Here is a 19,536-nt window from a genome sequence, read left to right as displayed (position 1 = left end):
CCTCAAGCAATTGGAATCGCTTGATTTTCAGGTCGCAGCCGAAGTCCTCGTCTGGGGAAAACAGGCGGTAAAAGTGGCGCCCTGCCGGGGGACGCTTTCGATCAGAAGCCGGCCGCGATGACGGTTAAGAATATGTTTCACCAGCGATAATCCGAGCCCGGTTCCGCCCTGCGCGCGGCTGTCGCCGACGTCGACCCGGTAGAAGCGCTCCGTCAGCCGGGGCAGGTGCTCCGGTGCGATGCCGGGGCCGAAATCCCGGACCATGACGCGGATTTCCTGAGCCCCATCAGTGACCGCGCTTGAGGTCAGCGACACAATGACGCGTCCGCCCGATGCGCCGTATTTGAGCGCGTTCTCGATCAGGTTCTCGAACAGGCGGAGCAGCTCCTCGCGGTCGCCCGCGATCATCACGGCGGCTTCCGGCAGATGGGTCTCGACATCGACCTGGCGCTCCCGCGCCAGCGGTTCGAGCCCGTCCGCGACCTGGCGGATGATCGGCAAGAGATCGACCAGGGTGTCGGGGCGGACATGGGCCGACAATTCGACCCGCGACAGCGACAGCAAATCGTCGATCAGGCGCGCCATGCGGGTGGCCTGGTTGTGCATGATGCCGAGGAAGCGCTCGCGCGCTTTTGGATCGTCCTTGGCCTGGCCCTGGAGTGTGTCGATGAAGCCCGACAGTGCGGCGAGCGGAGTGCGCAGCTCGTGGCTGGCATTGGCGACGAAATCGGCCCGCATCTCCTCGACCCGCCGCAGCGGCGTCTGGTCGTGGAAGGTCATCAGCATGCACTTGTCGGCGCCGCCGAAGGTGGTCGGCACCGGCACCGGCGTGATCATGAGCTCCATCCAGCGATCGACCGGAACATGATCGAGATAGGTCGCGCGCCGCGGCTCGGTGGTCGCGATCGCCTCGCGCAAGGCCGTGATAATCTCCGGCGAGCGCAACGCGAACTGGGCAAGCTCGTTCCTGCGCAGCGCCGGCGCGAGCTGGGCGGCGGCGGCATTGAGGTGGATGACGCGGCCGGCGCGGTCGAGCAGCACCGCAGGATCCGGCATGCCGGCAACGACCGCGGCCACCGCCGCGCTCTCGACCGGATTGATGCGCCTGACGTCGTCGCGCGAGGCGGCGGGATCGTGCAGGCGCCAGGGAATCAGCGCCGCGGCTGCAATGCAGAGGAATACGGTGGCAGCGTGCAGCACCGACAATTCGCCGAGCGAAACCACGACGGACAGCGCCAGCGCCGCGGCGATCAGCACGATGGTCGAGTGTCGCAGCCGGTCGGACCAGGGCTGGCTGGAGGGAGAAGATGGGGCGTCGATCGCCATCGGGGAGGGCTTCTCCTAAAAGGCCTGCGTCGGTCAGGCGCCGCTGTCGCTGCGCTCTCTCACATAGGCGGCCTCACGCGCCGGACCGGGATCGAGCTTGAGCGCCGCCTGCTGCAAGCGCTTCGAACGTGCGCCGATTATAACTTCCCGAAACGTCAGCAAGATTACAGATATGACGAAGGGGGACAGATAATAGAGGACGCGGAACAGGAGCATTCCACCCAGAAGCTCCTCCCGGTCCATCTGCCAGAGGCCGACCAGCATGGCGGCGTCGAACACGCCAAGACCTCCGGGTGAATGGCTGGCAAAGCCGAGCAGTGTCGCCGAGACGAAGATCACTGCGACCACGACGAAGCCGAGATTGGGCTCGTCCGGGACCAGCACGTACATCGCGAGCGCGCAGAAACCGAGATCGACAATGCCGATCGCGATCTGGAGCAGCGTCAGCGGGCCGCCCGGCAGCACTACGGTCCAAGGCCCCCGGCCGACCACCCGCGGCTGGGTCCAGACCCATACCACATAAGCGACCAGCCCCACGATGATCATCAGCGCCAGCGTCCGGTTCAGCCAGGCCGGCAGTTGGTCGATCGCGGCGGCGGCCTCCGGATGGTAGGAGATGCCGAGGCCGAGCACGGCGGCATTGCCGAGCCAGAAGGTCAGGCCGGCGAGGAAGCAGATCTTGGCGACGTCGATCGCGTTCAGCCCATAGGCCGAATAGATGCGGTAGCGCACCGCACCGCCAGTGAAGACGCTGGCGCCGACATTGTGGCCGATCGAATAGCTGGTGAAGGCGGCAAGCGCGTTGATCCGGTAGGGCACATGGGCGTGCCCGATCGCACGCGTGGCGAACAGGTCGTAGAAGGTCAGGGTGAAATAGCCCGCAGCCACGAACAGCGCAGCCATCGCAATCTGGCTCGGCTCGGTACTTTTGATTGCCTCGATGACCTCGTTGCGATCGATGCCTCGCAGCATGTGGTAAAGCACATAGCAAGCGATGCCGATGACCGCGACGCTGATCACAACTCCAAGCTTATGCAGGACTTGCTTCTGGCGCAGAAACGTCGTCGCTCTGCGGATGGCTTCCAGCATCTAGACCTCGAACAACGCTTCAGCGGCCAGGGTGGCCGGCGGACAGGCGGACGACGCACGGGCACTCGACGAACCGGCTCCGGCATCGCGCATGCCCCCTGCCCCTCCACTAGCGCGTTTTCGGACGAAGTGGAATTCGCCAATTCGAACAAAAACACGTGCCTTCAATGTTTTAGGCAGGTTGGGGGCTCCTGATGCAAGGTTTGGCGCCTTCGGCGGCAAGGCTTAATGCGAATCTCCTTGGCAATCCTGCGCAGACGACATGAAGTTTTGATGATTTCAACCGCACAATGTTCCGTCACGGCTTAAGCCGACGTCAATCTATGGGGCACGCCGGCCTGTTGAAAGAGGGGCCGACCCGGACATTGTTCACGGATTCGAATGCGCCGGAAGGGTGCTGGGCGCAGAATGGACTCAAGGCGCGGTTACATAGCCGCGGCGATGGGCACCGGCCTGATCCTCGAAAATCGCCATGGCCGTGGTCATCCGCCGGAAACCCAGACGTTCGTAAAAACCCTCTTTGCCGGGGACCGCGTAGAGGATGATTTTCCGGTGGGTCCGGCATCGCACAAGCAAGCGCTCGATGATCTCGCGGCCAAGGCCCTGTCCCTGACGATCAGGGTGCACGGCAACATCGCAGAGATAGGCGCAGTCGCGACCGTCGGCCAGCACGCGCCCGGCACCGATCAGCCGCCCCTCGTCACAAGCAAAGGTGCGAAACATGCTGTTGCCGAACACGAGCGCAAGATCGGTCGGCGTCTTGTGGCCGAGCGGCGCGATGCGATAGAGCTCGGAAAGCTCGTGCCAATCCACGGCGGCGAGATCGTCGGTCCAGGCAATCGACATTGGCAAAGCCCTCCCCGCGTCAGTGCCGCGCGGCCGCGACGATATCATCGGCGCCGGGAAAGTGCCCCTTGCTGCGGCTGGCGACGATCCGGTCGCCGAGCCTGATCTGGAAGATCTTGCCCTTGCCGGGGACGAGGTCCGACTCCAGCGCCAGTTGCCGGCGGAGCGCCGCAGCCACGTCTCTGGCGCGCTTCTCGTATCCGCACGGGCGGCAACAAATGATGGTCACGGCAGACATCTCGTCCTCCTTCAGGCCGCGAGTTGCGGACGCACCGCTTCGATGCCGGCGATCCAGCCGGCGACGGAGCGGCCAATCGCTTCCGCGTGATCCTCCTGAAGATAGTGCAGGCCCGGCCCGAGACGGACAAGCGCGCAGTGCTTGAGCGAGGCAGCGAACGTCTGGCAAATTCCGGAGCGACGAGCGCACCCGGCTCGCCTGCAAACAGCAGCTTTGGATATGACGCTTCGGCGAGCGATGCATGCGCCGATTGCAGCGCTGCGTAGACATCGGCTGGCTCGCCTGCGATCGGCAGCTCACGGGGGAAGGCGAGGACGGGACGGCGGCTCTCCCGCGTCGGAAACGGCGCGCGATAGGGCGCCATCTCCTCCTCGCTCAGCGTGCGCATGATGCCGCCGGGCAGCACGCGCTCAACGAAGGCATTCGCCTCCAGAACCATCGCCTCGCCCTCGCCCTGCGTCCTGAACTTGCGGAAGGTCTGGCGCGCCGCGTCGGTCTGGTGAAAATCCTGCCAGCTCGGCATCGGTCGGATGAACTCCATGAAGGCGAGGCCGCGCACGAAGGTCGGACGGCGCGCGGCGAGATGAAATGCGAGCGCAGTGCCCCAATCCTGGGCAACGAGATAAGCCGAGGACAAGCCGAGCTGTTCAATCAACGCATCAAGGTAGCCGGCGTGATCAACGAAGCGGTAGGCGATGTCGGGCTTGCCGGACTCGCCGAAGCCGATGAGGTCGGGCGCGATGCAATGCGCGACCGGCGCCACCAGCGGCAGGATGTTGCGCCAGATGTGCGAGGAGGTGGGATTGCCGTGCAAGAACAACGCGACCGGCTGATCGCGCCCTCCTGTCGCGCGGTAAGCCATCGTGCTCCCAAGCACGGACGCGGTGCGCATTTCCATGTTGACTGGCTTGCTCATGTTGGCTCCCTGAACACAGTTTGAAATGCGATAGTCTTGAAACGTTCGAGCGCGTCCGGATTGCGGTCGACCTTCATGCGCAGGATCGCCCCCTGCCAGGACGCAAGCAGGAAGTCGGCAAGCTCCTCGGCCTCGAAATCGGACGCGATTTCGCCGCGCGTCTGTGCCCCGGCGATGCAGGCCGCGAAGGGCATGCGCCACTCGGCAAAAATTTCGGCAAGACGGGTGCGCAGCATCTCGCTGCTGCCGGCCGCTTCGAGACTGAGGTCCCCGATCAGGCAGCCGCGACCATAGCCGTCGGCCTCGAGCCGACCGGTGATGATGTCGAGATAGCGCCTGAGCCGAGCCCGCGGCGTCAGCGAGGTGTCGTCGAGGGCTTCCGCGACCAATCCCCTGGTGATGGCGAAGTAGCGGTCGAGCACCTCGGAGGCGAACGCCTCCTTGGAACGAAAATGATTGGTGAAGGACCCCTGCGGGGCGCCCGCCGCAGCGGTGACGTCACGTACGCTGGTACCGTGATAGCCGGTCCGGAACATGACTTTGAGGCCGGCGTCGAGGATGGCGTCTTTGAGCGAGGGCTTTGGCATTAAGCGATAATACGCACGTACGTATTATTGTCAACCAGACCTCCCGTTTCGGCAATATACTTGTTTGATCAATGTGTTATCGTAATGAAAGAGGCAAGCTCCGCCGATCAGTCAGAGCTTCAGGCTTCACACTGCTGGCGGCGTGCTTCGCGAGACTACCCGGTCGCGCAGCCAGGCACCGATGGTGCAACCCACGAGATAACACGCGAACATGATCAGGCCAAGGTCGAGCCAATAGCCGAAGCGGCCGGGGACCACGTGCGCAAACGACGCCGCGACCATGGCGGCGGCAAGCGCGGCGAGCCACCGCGCGGTCACCTTCGAGGTGCCGTTGCCACGCTGGACCACGGAGATCCAGCCCATGCAAAAGCCCAGCAGCAGCGAGCCGACCAGCCAACCCATATGGAACGAAGCCAGATAGGGCATCATCACCTCACCAGAAATTCGATGCGGCGGTTCTGCGCCTTGCCGTCGTCGGTGTCGTTGCCGGCGAGGGGCTGCGTGCTGCCGTGGCCGACCGCAGTGAAGCGGCTGGCGGGCAGGCCGGCCTTGACCAGATAATCGATCACCGCCTGCGCGCGCTTCTCCGAGAGAGCCAGGTTGAAGGAATCCTCGCCGTCGGCGTCGGTATGCCCGGCGACCTCGATATTGGCGGTGGGACAGCGCAACGCCGTCTCGATCAGATGGTCGAGAATGCCGGCGGAATCCGGATCGATATCGGCGCGCTTCGCCGTGAAGCGGATCTTGCCCTTGGCCAGGAGATCCGAGAACAATTGCTGGCACACGGTGCCGTCGACGGGGCCTGCCGCAGGCTTCACCGTAATCTCCGGCTTGTATTGCCAGTTCTTCGGGAAGTCCTTGCCCGGCCCTGCGCGGATGTCACTGGCGGCACCTTCATAGAGTGCATCGCCCGACAGCTTCACCTCGCGATCCGTGACCACGAGCGTGCCGGTGGACAGCCGCGACAGCGCGCCGAGCGCTGCGACAATGGCGGTGTTGAACGAGCCGGGCGCCCCGATGCTGGCCTTGAGATTGTCCACGACCTTCTCGTTGAAGAACTTTCGCGAGGCGCTGGTTGCGATCGCCGCGTGCACATTGCTGTCCGGGACATAGCCTGTCAGCGTCAGCGTCGCGGCCACCGGATCCTTGTAGGCCTGGAAGATGTAGGGCGGCGCCTTGACGTCGTTGGCGGCGATCGAAAAACCCTCCGGCAGGTTTTTCAGTGCGGCCGCAATCGCCTCGCGACCACCGAGTTCGCGCGCCATGCCCGACAGATTGACCTTGGTGTCGGTTATCGTGATCTTGCCGTCCTTGAGCTTGCCAATCTGATCGAGCAGCAATGTCGCGGCGGCCTCGAACCGTGGCGGCGCACCGCGCGCCAAGCCCATCTGATCGGTCACCTCGACGCCGGCGACTTCCTTGCGCGCCGCCTCGGTCAGACGCGCCCGCATCGAGGGCAGCGGCGCGGAGCCCGACAGGGTCACCCGCACCACGTCACGTTCGGCATTCCAGACGAAGGGTTTGGCCTCGGGAACAAGGCGGGTCCGGTCGTCGACCAGCCGCACACCGGGGACGGCTTCGACCGCCGTCACGGCATCGCGGCGTCCTTCCTCGGAGAACGCATCCGCCGCCAGGCTGACGTCGCGGCCGTCGACCGCGATCCGGGTCTTGTCCAGAACGGTATCCTTGAGCGCCGCCGCGCTGCGGGCCGACAGGTCCGCCTCGACCGGCAACGTGTTATTCCAGGCCGCAAATCCCCACATGACGACAAGGGGGATCAGCCCTGGCCACCATTTGCTGGCCCACCTGAAAAGCTTCTGCATTCGACGACCCGAACTCTGGAACCGGAGACAAAACAAACCCTTGGCAGGCTGTCAAACCGGAAATGGTGCCCTTCTGGAGGCCCGGCGTCGACAATTGGAATAACTTTTTGTTCAAGGGTTCTCCCGTAAGTTGAAGGCGGAATGCCAGAGTCCGCCAGCCGGCCATGAAGCAACTGCGTAACAACGTCATCCGCGCCGGGCTGGAAGCACTCTATTTCAGCGGGGCGCACCATCTGTTGCGCCCGCTTTTGTCGGGCGTCGGTGCCATTTTCATGCTGCACCATGTGCGGCCGGCCCGCGAGGCCGCATTCCAGCCGAACCGTCATCTCGAGGTCACGCCCGAATTCCTGCGCGCCACGCTGTGCCATCTGCGCGCGCGCGACATCGACATCATCGGCATGGACCAGCTGCATGAGCGGCTGGTGCATGGCCGGTTCGATCGCCGCTTCGCCGCCTTCACCCTCGACGACGGCTATCGCGACAATCTCGATCATGCGCTGCCGGTGCTGCGCGAATTTGACGCGCCTCTCGCGGTCTATGTCGCGAGCGATTTCGCCGAGGGCACCGGACGTCTGTGGTGGACGGCGCTGGAAGCGGTGATCGCCAAGGCCGAGCAGATCGACGTGAAAATCGGCCATTCCACGCTGCGGCTCGATGCGACGACGCCCGCCGCCAAGCAGGCGGCATTCGACCGTTTGCACGACTGGCTGCGCGCGCTACCGGGCGAACACGATCTCAAGCGCGAGATCGAAGGCCTCTGCACGAATTACGGCGTCGACATGGAAGCGCTGTGCCGCAGCCTCTGCCTGTCGTGGGACGAGGTGAAGACATTGGCCGCCGATCCCCTGGTCACGATCGGCGCACACAGCATCAGCCATTGCAATCTCGCTAAACAGGCGGAGGGGATCGCCGCGCACGAGATGGCGGCGAGCCGCGCGCGGATCGAGCAGGCCCTCGGCCGTCCCGTGCAGCACTTCGCCTATCCCTATGGCGACCGTGAAGCGGCGGGCGCGCGTGAATTCGCGCTCGCTGCGGCAGCCGGGTTCAAGACGGCGGTGACCACGCGGCCCGGCATGCTGTTCGCCGAAAACGCCGGCCATATGACCGCGCTGCCGCGCGTTTCGCTCAACGGCAACTACCAGGACACACGAATTCTGCCGGTGCTGACCTCGGGCGCCGCGACCGCGATGTGGAACGGCTTTCGCAGGATTGCGGCGGCTTAGCATCAACCGCATCGGTCGTCCGGACGGCGGCCCATGGGCCCTAGCCGGGACGACACCGAGTGGATCAATGCGCCCAGGCGCTCCGAGACGACAAGATTGACTCCCCTCCCGGCCGCGCCCACAACGCGTGACAACCGAACGGAGGCACCATGTTCAACGATCTGTTTTCGCTCAAAAGCCGCGTTGCGCTCGTGACCGGTGGCTCGCGCGGCATCGGCAAGATGATCGCGGCGGGCTTTCTCAGTGCAGGTGCTGCGAAGGTCTACATCACCGCGCGCAAGGCAGGGCCGTGCGAGCAGACCGCCAAGGAGCTCTCCGCGCGATATGGCGGCGAATGCATCGCGCTGCCGATTGACATCTCGACGGTCGAAGGCTGCGACAGGCTGGCCTCCGAGATCATCAAGCTGGAGCCGAAGCTCGACATCCTCGTCAACAATGCGGGCGCGGCCTGGGGTGCGGATTTCGACGAGTTTCCGGAGAGCGGCTGGGACAAAGTGATGGACCTCAACGTCAAGGCGCCGTTCTTCCTGACCAAGGCGCTGGCCGGCCCCTTGCGCGCGGCAGCCTCCGCCGAACGGCCGGCGAAGGTGATCAACATCGCCTCGATCGACGGCATCTTCGTCAATCCGATGGAGACCTATTCCTATGCCGCGAGCAAGGCCGCACTGATCCATCTGACCCGGCGCATGGCGGTGAAGCTGATCTCCGACCACGTCGTGGTCACGGCGATCGCGCCGGGGCCGTTCCAGTCCGACATGAACCGCGCCGCGCGCGACCATGGCGACGAGGTCGCAACGCGGGTGCCCGCGGGGCGCATCGGCACTGACGAGGACATGGCGGGCGCCGCGATCTATCTCGCCTCGCGCGCGGGGGATTACGTCGTGGGCGCGACCATCGCCGTCGACGGCGGCATCGTCTATGCGAATCCGGGGATCAAGGGGAGCGGATGGGATAGCTGAGGGGTTGCGGGGGTTCGATGCTTTCGCCTCACGCGCGCCGTCATGCCCAGCGAAGGCGGGGCATCCAGTACGCCGCGGCTTCTCGGCAAAGCCAGGACTACCTCTGGAATGCTGGATCACCCGCTTTCGCGGGTGATGACACCGTTTGTGTTGCGCGAGCCTCAGGCCCGACGCTTACGACTCGATCTTCACATACTCGAAATCGCCGGGCTTGTTGTCGATGCCGACCTTTGGCGGCGCAATCCAGGAGGCGAACTTGCCGGTTTCGGTGACGGGCTGCATCAAGGAGGTGATGAAGTCGCCGTCGCTTGCCGACGGCAGCCATTCGTCCTTGCGCTTGGCCCAGGTCGCCTCGTCGATCAGGATGCCGTCGGGCGTAGCATGGATATCCTTGAACTCGCCGATGTGGCGATGAAAGGCGACATTTGGCAGCGTCAGCTTGTAGTCGTAGCCTGCGGTCGAGATCACCTTGTTCCAGCGTAGCATGCCCTTGACGCAGTCTTGGCTGTAATCGTCGCGCAGGCGCATGTTGAGCGCGGTCAGCGCCGGCTCATCGACCAGCTTGATCTCGCCGTTGATGAACTTGAGCACCGGATAGGTGGCGTTCTTGAGCTGGTGATCGTCCTCGATCTGGGTCTCGTGGTAGCGGCCCTTGATGCCGGCGTTGAAGGCATTGGCCGCATTGGTCGACACTTCCGAGCCGAACAGGTCGAGCGACAGCGTGTAGTGCAGATTCAGCTTCTTCTGGATGGTCGGCAGGTCGATCACCCCTAGTGCGCGGACTCTTGCGATGTCGGTGGGGTCGGTGATAGCGGCTTCGCGCATGGCATCGCAGGTGCGCTGCACGACGCGGGTGATGCCGGTCTCGCCGACGAACATGTGATGCGCCTCTTCCGTGAGCATGAAGCGGCAGGTGCGCGACAGCGGATCGAAGCCCGACTGCGCCAGCGAATGCAGCTGCATCTTGCCATCACGGTCGGTGAAATAGGTGAACATGAAGAAGGACAGCCAGTCCGGTGTCGCCTCGTTGAAGGCGCCCAGCATGCGCGGCGCATCGGCATCGCCCGAGCGGCGGCGCAGCAAATCATCGGCTTCTTCGCGGCCGTCGCGGCCAAAATATTTCTGGAGCAGATACACCATCGCCCAGAGGTGACGGCCTTCCTCGACATTGACCTGGAACAGATTGCGCATGTCATAGAGCGACGGCGCGGTCTTGCCGAGATGGCGCTGCTGCTCGACCGAGGCGGGCTCGGTGTCGCCCTGGATCACGATCAGGCGGCGCAGCATGGCGCGATGCTCGCCCGGGACTTCCTGCCAGGCCGGCTCGCCGTAATGCTCGCCGAAGGGCACGACGCGGTTCTCTTCTTGCGGCGCAAGCAAAATGCCCCAGCGATATTCGGGCATGCGGACATAGTCGAACTTGGCCCAGCCTCGCGGATCGACCGAATAAGCGGTGCGCAAGTACACCAGCGATTCCTGGAAGCCTTCTGGCCCCATGTCGTTCCACCAGTCCATGTAGCCGGGATGCCAGCCTTCCAGCGCTTTGAGCACCTGGCGGTCTTCGGCGAGATTGACGTTGTTCGGGATCTTGGTCGAGTAGTCGACGTTCATGATATTCATGTTCATGGCCGTGCTCCTTGGTCTGTCTCGTTTCCCGGACGCTGCGCAACGCGAAGCGGTGCGCTGCAGAGCCGGGACCCATTGTCTGGTCCAGCGGGGTCCCGGTTCTGCGCAGCGTCACTTCGTGCCGCAGCGCGCCCGGGACACGAAAGTTGTCACACCCGCGTCATATCGAATTTCGGCTTCTGACCGCTGCCGTAGCGGCGCAGCGCGCCTTCCTCGCCGACAGCGTTGGGGCGCTGGAAGATCCAGTTCTGCCACGCGGTGAGGCGCGCGAAAATTTTTGATTCCATCGTCTCGGGACCGACAAAGCGCAGGCTCGCTTCCATGCCGGTGAGGCTGTCGGGCGAGAAACTGGCGCGCTCCTCGAGGAACACGCGGACCTCGTCGTCCCAATCGATGTCGTCGAGCGCGAAGGTGACGAGGCCGAGTTCTTCCGCCTGCTCGGCGTCGAGCGCGGTGCCAAGCGTCGCCTCCGCGCGCTCGACATCGGACGGATCAGCCTGGAAGCGCGATTGAAGCCGCGTCAGCCCATGGCTCATCGGATACGGGCCGAAATTCATCGCGGACAATTCGATCGACGGCGGCGGGCGGTTGTCGCCCTGGCGCGTGCCGATCAGCATGTAGGAGCGGTCGGCAGCGAACACGAGCTCGGCGAGCGTGCCGGCGAAGCAGGAGCCGGGCTCGACCAGCGTCACCAGCGTGCGCGAGGTGACGTCGATGCGCTTGAGGACTCGCTTCCAGTAGTGCCTGAGTTCATTGACCAGCCAGTGCGCCTTGTTGGCTTCGAGGAAGGCGTCGCTGGCAAGCACATGAGCGCGGTCACCATGGCTCTTGAACACCAGCATGGCGATCTCGAGCTCGTTGATGCGCAGATGCAGGATGGCGTCGTCGAGCTCGCGCGCGGCCTGGAGCGGCCAGAACGAAGCCCCTTGCGCCATCATGCCGTCAATGTCGGCCGGCGGCGCCGCTTCCGGCGCCTTGATGGAGATGGTAGCGATGCGCGCGGTGCGATCGATGTCGACCGTGACGAAGCCGTAGCGGATGCTGGTCTCGTCGATCAGGCGCTTGAGCGGCGTCAGCGCGACGCCCTTGCCGCTCCCCTTGCGCTTCGAGGCGGCCGCGAATTCCTTGGCACGCTCGGCGATCTTCGCCTCCAGCTTTGAGTTCGGCGCGATCTCATCGACGAGGCGCCATTGCACGGCGCGCTTGCCCTTCACGCCCTCCTCGATGGTGCAGAAGAAATCAGCGTGGTCGCGGCGCACTTTTCGCTTGTCGACGACGCGGGTCAGTCCGCCGGTGCCGGGCAGCACGGCGAGCAAAGGCACTTCGGGCAAGGCAACGGCAGACGAACCGTCATCGGCGAGGATGATGTAGTCGGTCGCAAGCGCGAGCTCATAGCCGCCGCCGGCCGCCGAGCCGTTCACCACGGTGATGAAGCGCTGGCCGGAATTCTCCGAGGAGTCCTCCATGCCATTGCGGGTCTCGTTGGTGAACTTGCAGAAATTGACCTTGTGAGCGTGGGTGGAGCCGGCGAGCATGCGGATGTTGGCGCCGGCGCAGAACACGCGGTTTTTGGCCGAGCGCATCACGACGACCTTCACCTCGGGATGCTCGAAGCGCAGCCGCTGGATCGCATCCGCGAGCTCGATGTCGACACCGAGATCGTAGGAGTTGAGCTTGAGAAGATAGCCTTCGAACAGACCGCCATTCTCGTCGACGTCCATGATCAGCGTCGCGACGTCGCCATCGACCGCGAGCTTCCAATGCCGGTAGCGGGACGGGTCTGTCTGGAAATCGATGAACGTCGCGCCGCCTGCGAGGCGCCGATCTTCCCCGGCCATGGGTCACACCCTAAGCTTGATTATGCATTTTCGCCGTAGCGTTAGATGCACAATAATGCATCTTTTTGGATGCGTCTAGCCATTAACTGCCGCGTCATGCACTTTGTTTCATGCCGATGCCGGCCAAGACTGCCTTGATATTACGAGCCCGCTGCGGTCCTACGCGGTCTCGGACCTGTCACGCCGCCGCCATCATGCGGCGCGTCCTTGCAGGCCCCGATCGTCGCGCAGGGCCGCTTTCGCGAATTGCGCGATCGCCTCGAGCGTCGCCGCCGGCGCCTCTCGATGCGGGGAATGCCCCGCACCTGAAATGATTTTCAGATCGACCGGGCAGTAGCACTCCTCCTGCGCGATCTCGACCTGACGCAGAGTGCCGTATTGGTCGTCCACGCCCTGCAGGACCATGACGGGAACGCGGATATAGGCGAGGTATTCCGAGATGTCCCAGTCGCGGAATTTTGGATCGAGCCAGGCGCCGTTCCAGCCGTAGAACGCGTTGTCGACGTCCTGATGCCAGCGCGCGAGCTTGGCCCTAAGGTCCGTGGTCTCGAAGGCCGTCTTGATCGCGGCGATGGATTTCACCGAGACGTCCTCGACGATGAAATGCGGCGCGATCAGCACGAGGCCGCTCAGGCGATGATCCTGATGCGCGCCGGCATAGATCGTCGCGATCGAGGCGCCGTCGGAATGGCCGAGCAGGAGGCCGCGCTTGAAGCCGATCATGTCGAGCAGCTTCGGCAGCACGTCGAGCGCCTCGCGCTGCATGTAATCGAGCGGCCGCGGCAGCGCGACCTTGCTCGACTGGCCGTAGCCTGCGCGCGAATAGACGAAGATGCCGGCGCCTGTGGCTTGCTGAAGCTTGTCCGGGAAGTCGCCCCACTGCGCGAGCGAGCCGAGGCCTTCATGCAGCATGACGATGCTGGGCGCGTCTGCAGCTTGCGGCGCGAGCCATTTGTATTCGAGGCAGGCGCCATCGATGCTGAGGAAACCGGTGGGGGTGAGGTTGGTCATGGTGTTACTCTTCTCTCTCGTCGTATCGAGCGTGGGACGCAATCACGCGCGGCTCGCTCGGTCGTTCCCTCCCCCTTGTGGGGGAGGGCTAGGGAGAGGGGTGCCACACGGGAACTCCCGGTGTGACGAAGAACATCGTTGCGCGACGACAATGACCGATTGCTTGGCTACCCCTCTCCCCCGCCCTCCCCCCACAAGGGGGGAGGGAGCGCAGCGGAGTTTGCCGCGCGCGCGAGTCGCACGTCGCATAGGCCCGCTCAATTCGCCCCCTCCCGCAACTTGAACCGCTGAATCTTCCCGGTCGCCGTCTTCGGCAGCGAATCCACCACGTCGATCCAGCGCGGATATTTCCACGGGCCGATCTTCTGCTTGACGTGCTCCTTCAGCATCTCCTGCAAGTCCGTCGTCTTCGCACCCGGACGCAGCACGACGAAGGCTTTTGGCTTCAACAGCCCTTCCGGATCGGCCTCGGGCACGACAGCGGCTTCCAGCACGGCGGGGTGTGTGATCAGTGCGCTCTCGACCTCGAAGGGGGAGACCCAGATGCCGGAGACCTTGAACATGTCGTCGGCACGGCCGCAGAAGGTATAGCGGCCGTCGGCATCCCTGACATATTTGTCGCCGGTGCGGGTCCACGGGCCTTCAAAAGTGCGGCGGCTCTTATGGCGTTGATTCCAGTAACCCTCGCCAGCGGAGGGCGCATCGACCAGGAGCTCGCCGATCTCGCCATCGGCGACGTCCTCGCCGGCCTCGTTGACGAGCCGCACTGCATAGCCCGGCACCGGCTTGCCGGAGGAGCCGTACTTGATGTCGCCGGGCGCGTTCGACAGGAAGATGTGGAGCAACTCGGTCGAGCCGACACCGTCAATAATGTCGACGCCGAAGCGCGCCTTCCAGCTACGACCAACGGATTCCGGCAGCGCCTCGCCGGCCGAGGTGCAGATGCGCAACGCCTTGCCGCCGCGCTCGTTCTTCATCGACTCATCGTTGAGCATGGCCGCGAACAGCGTCGGCACGCCGTAGAAGATCGAAGGATTGTAGCGGTTCATCAGGTCGAACATGCGTGCCGGCGTCGGCCGCTCGCTGTTCAGGATCACGCTGGCGCCGACCGACATCGGGAAGGTCAGCGCATTGCCGAGGCCATAGGCGAAGAACAGCTTTGCGGCGGACAGGCAGACGTCGCTCTCGCGGATGCCGAGCACCTGCTTGGCGTAGGTATCCGCGGTCGCCTGCAAGTTCGAATGCAGATGGCGCACGCCCTTGGGCATGCCGGTGGAGCCCGACGAATAGAGCCAGAACGCCGGCTCGTCCGGATGCGTCGCCGCCGTGGTGAACTGGTCGCTCTCGCCCGCGAGCTCCTCGGCGAGCTGCCTGTGGCCATTCTGCTTGTCGCCGGAGACCACAACGTGCTCGAGATTGGGCATGCGGCCGACGACGTCCTTGATGACGGGATAGAGCGCCTCAGACACGAACAGCACGCGGGCGCGGCAATCGGCGAGAATGTAGGCGTATTGGTCCGCGGTCAGCAGCGTGTTGAGCGGCACCGGCACGATGCCGGCGCGGATCGCGCCGAGGAACACGATCGGGAAGTCGACCGTATCCAACATGATCATCGCCACGCGCTCCTCGCGACGGATGCCGAGCCGGCGCAGCATGTTGGCGGCGCGGCGCGTCTGGTGCTGCAGTTCGCCATAGGTGAGCCGCGAGACGGTGTCGTCGAAGACAGGCTTGCCTCCCCTGCCCTCTTCGACGTTACGGTCGAGCAGCCAGGTCACCGCGTTGTAGGATCCCTCGCTTACGGACGTCTCCCCAATTTAGAATTATAATTCATAGAAAGACACTGTGGCGGCTTGCTGTCAATGCCAGCAGGCATTATGTTTCATTAAAATGCGCCGCAGGACATCCGCTAAAGAAGACTCATGATCGAAAGTCCCGACGCCGAATCCCGATTTCTCGAACAGCTCGGCCAGCGCGTGCGCACCATGCGCGCGCTGCGCGGCATGTCGCGCAAAGTGCTCGCCAAAGTATCAGGGATTTCGGAGCGCTACATCGCGCAACTCGAGAGCGGCAAGGGCAATGTCTCGATCGTGCTGCTCCGACGCGTCTCCGACGCGATGGGTGCACATCTCGAAGACCTGCTTCCTAGCGCCGATCCAACGCCAGACTGGCAGATGTTCCGCGATCTCCTGCGCAAGGCGACACCGGCGCAGATTGCACAGGCCAAGGATCTGCTCGCCGGCGGCAGCGCGTCTGCACCGCGGCGCGCGCCGTTCTGCGGCATTGCGCTGATCGGCCTACGCGGCGCCGGCAAATCCACACTTGGTCGGATGCTGGCGAAGAAGATCGGCTGGAGTTTTGTCGAGCTCAACAAGGAGGTCGAGCAGCAGAACGGGCTCTCGGTCGCCGAGATCATTGCGCTGTACGGCCAGGAAGGCTTTCGCCGCATGGAGCAGGCGGCGCTGCAGCAGCTGCTCGCGCGCAACGAGCTGATGGTGCTGGCGACCGGCGGCGGCATCGTCTCCGAGCCCCTGACCTTCGACCAGATCCTGTCGTCGTTCTATACGATCTGGCTGAAGGCCGAGCCGGAGGAGCACATGGCCCGCGTCCGCCGCCAGGGCGATCTGCGTCCGATGGCGGACGATCGCTCGGCGATGGCCGAGCTGCGCAACATCCTGCTCAGCCGCGAACCGCTGTATTCGCGCGCCACCGCGGTGGTGGACACCGCGGGCCTGTCCGTCGATGCCGCGGCCGCACGGCTGATCGACGCGGTCCGCCCGGTGCTGCAGAACGAAGCGCGCAGCTTCGGCCTGCGCAGCCTCGCGCTGTAGAATCCCTTCCTCGCTGCATCTACACCCTCCAATTTCACTATATCCCAGCCCAACAGCAAGCGAAGACCGATGACCGATAGCGACGTCGCAATCTCCATGTTCGAGCGGATCGGCGGCAGTGCCACGATCGAGCGGCTGGTCGATCGCTTCTACGAGCGCATGGACACGCTGCCGGAAGCGAAAGTCATCCGCGCGATGCATGCGGCCGACCTCGGTCTGATCAGGGACGTGCTGAAGCGCTATCTGACCGAATGGACCGGCGGCCCGCGGCTCTACTCCGTCGAGAAAGGCCATCCGCGGCTGCGCCAGCGCCACATCGGCTTTGCGATCGGTGATGCCGAGCGCGACGCATGGATGGCCTGCATGCGCGGCGCGCTGGAGGAGACGGTCAGTGACACGAACGCGCGGCAGGACCTCGCCAAGGCGCTGTCCGGTCTCGCCGACTGGATGCGCAACCGGAATTGATCGGGCGTGGTGCTGCCGACCTTTAGCCCGCCCACACGAGCTGCGACGCGGCTAGACCGACCAGTAATGCGGATGCGGGTAGGACCGCGAGCGGTCGCCCCAGTCGAACGCATCGTCGTCGAACTCGCATGGGCCGCTGCTGAGCTCGTCCAGCGTCAACTCGGTCTGGAACGCCTGCCGGCTTGGATCGTATTTCAGCGCGCTCCACTGGAGAGGGTAATGGTGACGGGTGCCGAGCAGCCCGCCAGTCTTGATCACGGCATAGGCGACCATTCCGCTCATCTTGTCCAGCATCAGTCGCTCGATCGTGCCGAGCTTCGTCCCGTCGCGTCCGTACACGGCGACGTGCTCCACGCGATCGCTGGGAACCATGGTATGGTGCATGGCGTCCTCCCTGTTCTCTTGTGCTTGCCCTCATTATAGCACCGGTTTCGAGGCGACGGGAATGCAGCTACAGAAGCTGCGAGCGCACCAATTCCGCGCCCTCGCGCAACAGCGGCAGGAAACGGTCGAGCAGCTCCTGTGCCGGCACGCGGTCGACGTGAGCCCCCATGTTGATGGCGGCGACGATCACGCCGTCATAGCGCCGGACGGGAACCGAGATCGAGCGGAAATGCGGCTCCGCCTCGCGGTCGACCAGTGAATAGCCCTGCGCGCGGTCGGCAGTGATGCGCGCTAGCAGCGCTTTTGAATCAACCTCCGTCTGCGGCGTCAGCGCCTCGCGCTTCATGGTCTTCAGTCGCGCTGCAAGATCGGCGTCATCGAACTGGCCGAGCATTGCGCGACCGACAGAGGTGCAGAAGGCCGGAAGGCGGTAGCCGATCTCGAGACCGCCGGAGAAAACGCGCGCAGGGCTTCCGCGCGCGATGAATACGACGTCATCGCCATCGAGCACCGCGAGCGACGAGATCTCCTGCGCGGCGGTCGCGATGCGATCAAGGACCGGCTGAAGGACCACGACGAGCTGGTTCGAGCGCAGATAGGACGCTGCCAGCGTCAGCACATGAGGCGTCAGCGAGAACAGCTTTCCGTCACCGGAAGCGAAGCCGCCGCGCTGAAGCGTGAACAGCATGCGCCGCGCGGTGGCGCGGGGCAGATCGGCGGCGCGGGCAAGATCGCTCAGCGTCATCGGGCCGGCTGTAGTGCCGAAGCACTGGAGCAGCCGTAAACCGCGATCAAGGCTCTCGACGAAATCCGTCGCGCGCTCCTCGCTCTCGCTCCGCTTTACCTTGGGCATGGCTTCAGATGATCCTGCAAAATAGTGCTTGCTGCCGCGCCAAGGCATGTCATAATTCGCCCATTCGTTCAATAGGCGAACAAACTCCCTGCACAAGGATGTACGCGCCATGATGAGCCAGGAGCAGAACGACCTGATCACCCGCACCGGGCCCAAGGACCCCTGCGGCAGACTGATGCGGAGTTACTGGCAGCCGGCGGCGCTGGTGGACGAGCTAGAGGGTGCGCGGCCGATCCGTCCCGTAAAACTGCTCGGCGAGAGCCTGGTGCTGTTTCGCGACGAGACCGGACGGTACGGCCTGATCGACCGCCATTGCGCGCATCGCGGCGCCGACCTCGCCTTTGGTCGGCTCGAACATAGCGGCCTGCGCTGCGCCTTCCATGGCTGGCTGTTCGACGCCACCGGCCAGTGCATCGAGACGCCGGCCGAGCCGAAGGATTCCAAGCTCTGTCAGAACATTCGCCAGCGCTCTTATCCCGTCGTCGAGAAGAGCGGCATCCTCTGGGCTTATCTCGGCGAAGGTGCGCCGCCGGCCTTCCCGGAGCTCGACTGCTTTGTTGCGCCCGGCACGCACACGTTCGCCTTCAAGGGCCACATGGCCTGCAACTGGCTCCAGGCGCTGGAGGTCGGCATCGATCCCGCGCACGCCTCCTATCTGCACCGCTTCTTCGAGGACGAGGACACCTCGACCGCCTACGGCAAGCAATTCCGCGGTGCCTCCGCCGGCTCTGACTTGCCGATGACGAAGATCCTGCGCGAATACGACCGTCCAATCATCAATGTCGAGCATACCGAATACGGCCTCAGGCTGATCGCGCTGCGCGAGATCGACGAGGAGCGCACCCATGTGCGCGTCACCAATCAGCTCTTCCCACACGGCTTCGTCATCCCCATGAGCACGGAGATGACGATCACGCAGTGGCACGTGCCGCTCGATGACGAGAACTGCTATTGGTACGCGATCTTCACCAGCTACACGAACCCGGTGGACAAGGCGAAGATGCGCGAGCAGCGGCTCGAGCTCTATGAGTTGCCCGACTACAAATCGCGCAAGAACCGCAGCAACGATTACGGCTTCGATCCGCACGAACAGCAGACCGCGACCTACACCGGCATGGGCACCGACATCAACGTCCACGACCAGTGGGCGGTGGAATCGATGGGCGCGATCCAGGACCGCACCAAGGAGCATCTCGGTCAGAGCGACAAGGCGATCGTGCAATATCGCCGCCTGCTGCGGCAGGAGATCGAGAAGGTGTCGGGCGGCGAGAAGCCGATGCTGTTCCTGGACGAGGCCAACGCGCGCAGCATCCAGGGACCGGCGACCATGGACGGCATTGGTCCGACGCGGGGCTGGGAGACCTACTGGATGGAGGTCGACGTCAAGCGCCGCCGCGACGCGCCATGGACCGCGCCGGTGCCGAAGGACATCGCCGACAACGTGCACCGGCTGACGGCGGCGGAGTAGCGCGGAATGCAGGGCCCTCCTTCGTCATTGCGAGCGCAGCGAAGCAATCCAGACTG

18 protein-coding genes and 1 pseudogene are annotated in these 19,536 nt (G+C 64.3%); 5 read left to right on the top strand and 14 right to left on the bottom strand.

All coding sequences use genetic code 11. The features are described from left to right. Nucleotides 1–27 precede the first annotated feature (27 nt). From IVA91_RS10970 to IVA91_RS10935, 8 genes and pseudogenes are all read right to left on the bottom strand, one after another. Nucleotides 28–1,326, bottom strand: coding sequence for an ATP-binding protein (locus tag IVA91_RS10970; protein ID WP_247281834.1), 1,299 nt, complete (start codon nucleotides 1,324–1,326; stop codon nucleotides 28–30). A 33-nt stretch (nucleotides 1,327–1,359) separates the two neighbouring features. After that, entirely contained in the window at nucleotides 1,360–2,415 is a 1,056-nt protein-coding gene (locus IVA91_RS10965; protein WP_247281835.1) for a lysylphosphatidylglycerol synthase domain-containing protein, read from the bottom strand. Between the two features lie 414 nt (nucleotides 2,416–2,829). Continuing rightward, the gene (locus tag IVA91_RS10960; RefSeq protein ID WP_247281836.1) at nucleotides 2,830–3,261 is read right to left on the bottom strand and encodes a GNAT family N-acetyltransferase; all 432 of its coding nucleotides are present in this window, start codon (nucleotides 3,259–3,261) and stop codon (nucleotides 2,830–2,832) included. Between the two features lie 19 nt (nucleotides 3,262–3,280). Further along, nucleotides 3,281–3,499 (bottom strand): Rdx family protein, encoded by a 219-nt coding sequence (locus IVA91_RS10955; RefSeq protein ID WP_247281837.1) that lies wholly within the window; start codon nucleotides 3,497–3,499, stop codon nucleotides 3,281–3,283. 11 nt (nucleotides 3,500–3,510) lie between these two features. Continuing rightward, nucleotides 3,511–4,415 (bottom strand): annotated as a pseudogene (locus IVA91_RS10950) (haloalkane dehalogenase). Next, nucleotides 4,412–5,002 (bottom strand): TetR/AcrR family transcriptional regulator, encoded by a 591-nt coding sequence (locus IVA91_RS10945; protein WP_247281839.1) that lies wholly within the window; start codon nucleotides 5,000–5,002, stop codon nucleotides 4,412–4,414. Before IVA91_RS10945 ends, IVA91_RS10950 begins: the two are co-directional and overlap by 4 nt. Nucleotides 5,003–5,128: 126 nt before the next feature. Continuing rightward, nucleotides 5,129–5,428 carry a hypothetical protein gene (locus IVA91_RS10940; RefSeq protein WP_247282049.1) on the bottom strand — a complete coding sequence of 100 codons (300 nt, stop codon included), beginning with the start codon at nucleotides 5,426–5,428 and terminating at the stop codon, nucleotides 5,129–5,131. 2 nt (nucleotides 5,429–5,430) lie between these two features. Beyond that, nucleotides 5,431–6,825, bottom strand: coding sequence for an OmpA family protein (locus IVA91_RS10935; RefSeq protein ID WP_247281840.1), 1,395 nt, complete (start codon nucleotides 6,823–6,825; stop codon nucleotides 5,431–5,433). Between the two features lie 164 nt (nucleotides 6,826–6,989). On the opposite strand from IVA91_RS10935, the gene IVA91_RS10930 reads away from it, so the two are divergent. Continuing rightward, nucleotides 6,990–8,048: a polysaccharide deacetylase family protein gene (locus IVA91_RS10930; protein WP_247281841.1), complete on the top strand. Its 1,059-nt coding sequence runs from the start codon at nucleotides 6,990–6,992 to the stop codon at nucleotides 8,046–8,048. Between the two features lie 149 nt (nucleotides 8,049–8,197). Beyond that, on the top strand, nucleotides 8,198–9,007 hold the full coding sequence (locus IVA91_RS10925; RefSeq protein WP_247281842.1) for an SDR family oxidoreductase: 810 nt from the start codon (nucleotides 8,198–8,200) through the stop codon (nucleotides 9,005–9,007). Between the two features lie 174 nt (nucleotides 9,008–9,181). On the opposite strand, the gene boxB is transcribed toward IVA91_RS10925, so the two are convergent. The 4 genes from boxB to IVA91_RS10905 form a co-directional block, all read right to left on the bottom strand. After that, nucleotides 9,182–10,633, bottom strand: a complete 1,452-nt coding sequence (gene boxB / locus IVA91_RS10920; RefSeq protein ID WP_247281843.1) for a benzoyl-CoA 2,3-epoxidase subunit BoxB — start codon at nucleotides 10,631–10,633, stop codon at nucleotides 9,182–9,184. Between the two features lie 149 nt (nucleotides 10,634–10,782). Beyond that, nucleotides 10,783–12,471: a 2,3-epoxybenzoyl-CoA dihydrolase gene (boxC, locus tag IVA91_RS10915; protein WP_247281844.1), complete on the bottom strand. Its 1,689-nt coding sequence runs from the start codon at nucleotides 12,469–12,471 to the stop codon at nucleotides 10,783–10,785. Between the two features lie 192 nt (nucleotides 12,472–12,663). Beyond that, the gene (locus IVA91_RS10910) at nucleotides 12,664–13,482 is read right to left on the bottom strand and encodes an alpha/beta hydrolase (protein ID WP_247281845.1); all 819 of its coding nucleotides are present in this window, start codon (nucleotides 13,480–13,482) and stop codon (nucleotides 12,664–12,666) included. Nucleotides 13,483–13,739: 257 nt separating this feature from the next. Next, nucleotides 13,740–15,257, bottom strand: coding sequence for a benzoate-CoA ligase family protein (locus IVA91_RS10905; RefSeq protein ID WP_247458730.1), 1,518 nt, complete (start codon nucleotides 15,255–15,257; stop codon nucleotides 13,740–13,742). 144 nt (nucleotides 15,258–15,401) lie between these two features. Between IVA91_RS10905 and IVA91_RS10900 the strand changes: the two genes are divergently transcribed. Continuing rightward, on the top strand, nucleotides 15,402–16,310 hold the full coding sequence (locus IVA91_RS10900; protein WP_247418663.1) for a helix-turn-helix transcriptional regulator: 909 nt from the start codon (nucleotides 15,402–15,404) through the stop codon (nucleotides 16,308–16,310). A gap of 69 nt (nucleotides 16,311–16,379) precedes the next feature. Further along, on the top strand, nucleotides 16,380–16,775 hold the full coding sequence (locus IVA91_RS10895; RefSeq protein WP_247281848.1) for a group II truncated hemoglobin: 396 nt from the start codon (nucleotides 16,380–16,382) through the stop codon (nucleotides 16,773–16,775). Nucleotides 16,776–16,826: 51 nt separating this feature from the next. Here the strand turns inward: IVA91_RS10895 and IVA91_RS10890 are convergent, their stop codons facing one another. Together IVA91_RS10890 and IVA91_RS10885 are read right to left on the bottom strand one after the other, a co-directional pair. Further along, a complete protein-coding gene (locus tag IVA91_RS10890) occupies nucleotides 16,827–17,159 on the bottom strand; it encodes a PRC-barrel domain-containing protein (protein WP_247281849.1) in 333 nt (110 codons plus the stop codon). A 67-nt stretch (nucleotides 17,160–17,226) separates the two neighbouring features. Beyond that, nucleotides 17,227–18,012, bottom strand: coding sequence for an IclR family transcriptional regulator C-terminal domain-containing protein (locus IVA91_RS10885; protein WP_247281850.1), 786 nt, complete (start codon nucleotides 18,010–18,012; stop codon nucleotides 17,227–17,229). Between the two features lie 109 nt (nucleotides 18,013–18,121). On the opposite strand from IVA91_RS10885, the gene IVA91_RS10880 reads away from it, so the two are divergent. Further along, nucleotides 18,122–19,480: an aromatic ring-hydroxylating dioxygenase subunit alpha gene (locus IVA91_RS10880; protein ID WP_247281851.1), complete on the top strand. Its 1,359-nt coding sequence runs from the start codon at nucleotides 18,122–18,124 to the stop codon at nucleotides 19,478–19,480. Nucleotides 19,481–19,536: the final 56 nt, after the last annotated feature.

This window comes from Bradyrhizobium sp. 153 (genome assembly GCF_023073835.1).
Classification (GTDB): Bacteria; Pseudomonadota; Alphaproteobacteria; order Rhizobiales; family Xanthobacteraceae; genus Bradyrhizobium.
Note: the sequence above shows the minus strand (reverse complement) of the source record. Positions and strands in the feature narration are given on the sequence as shown.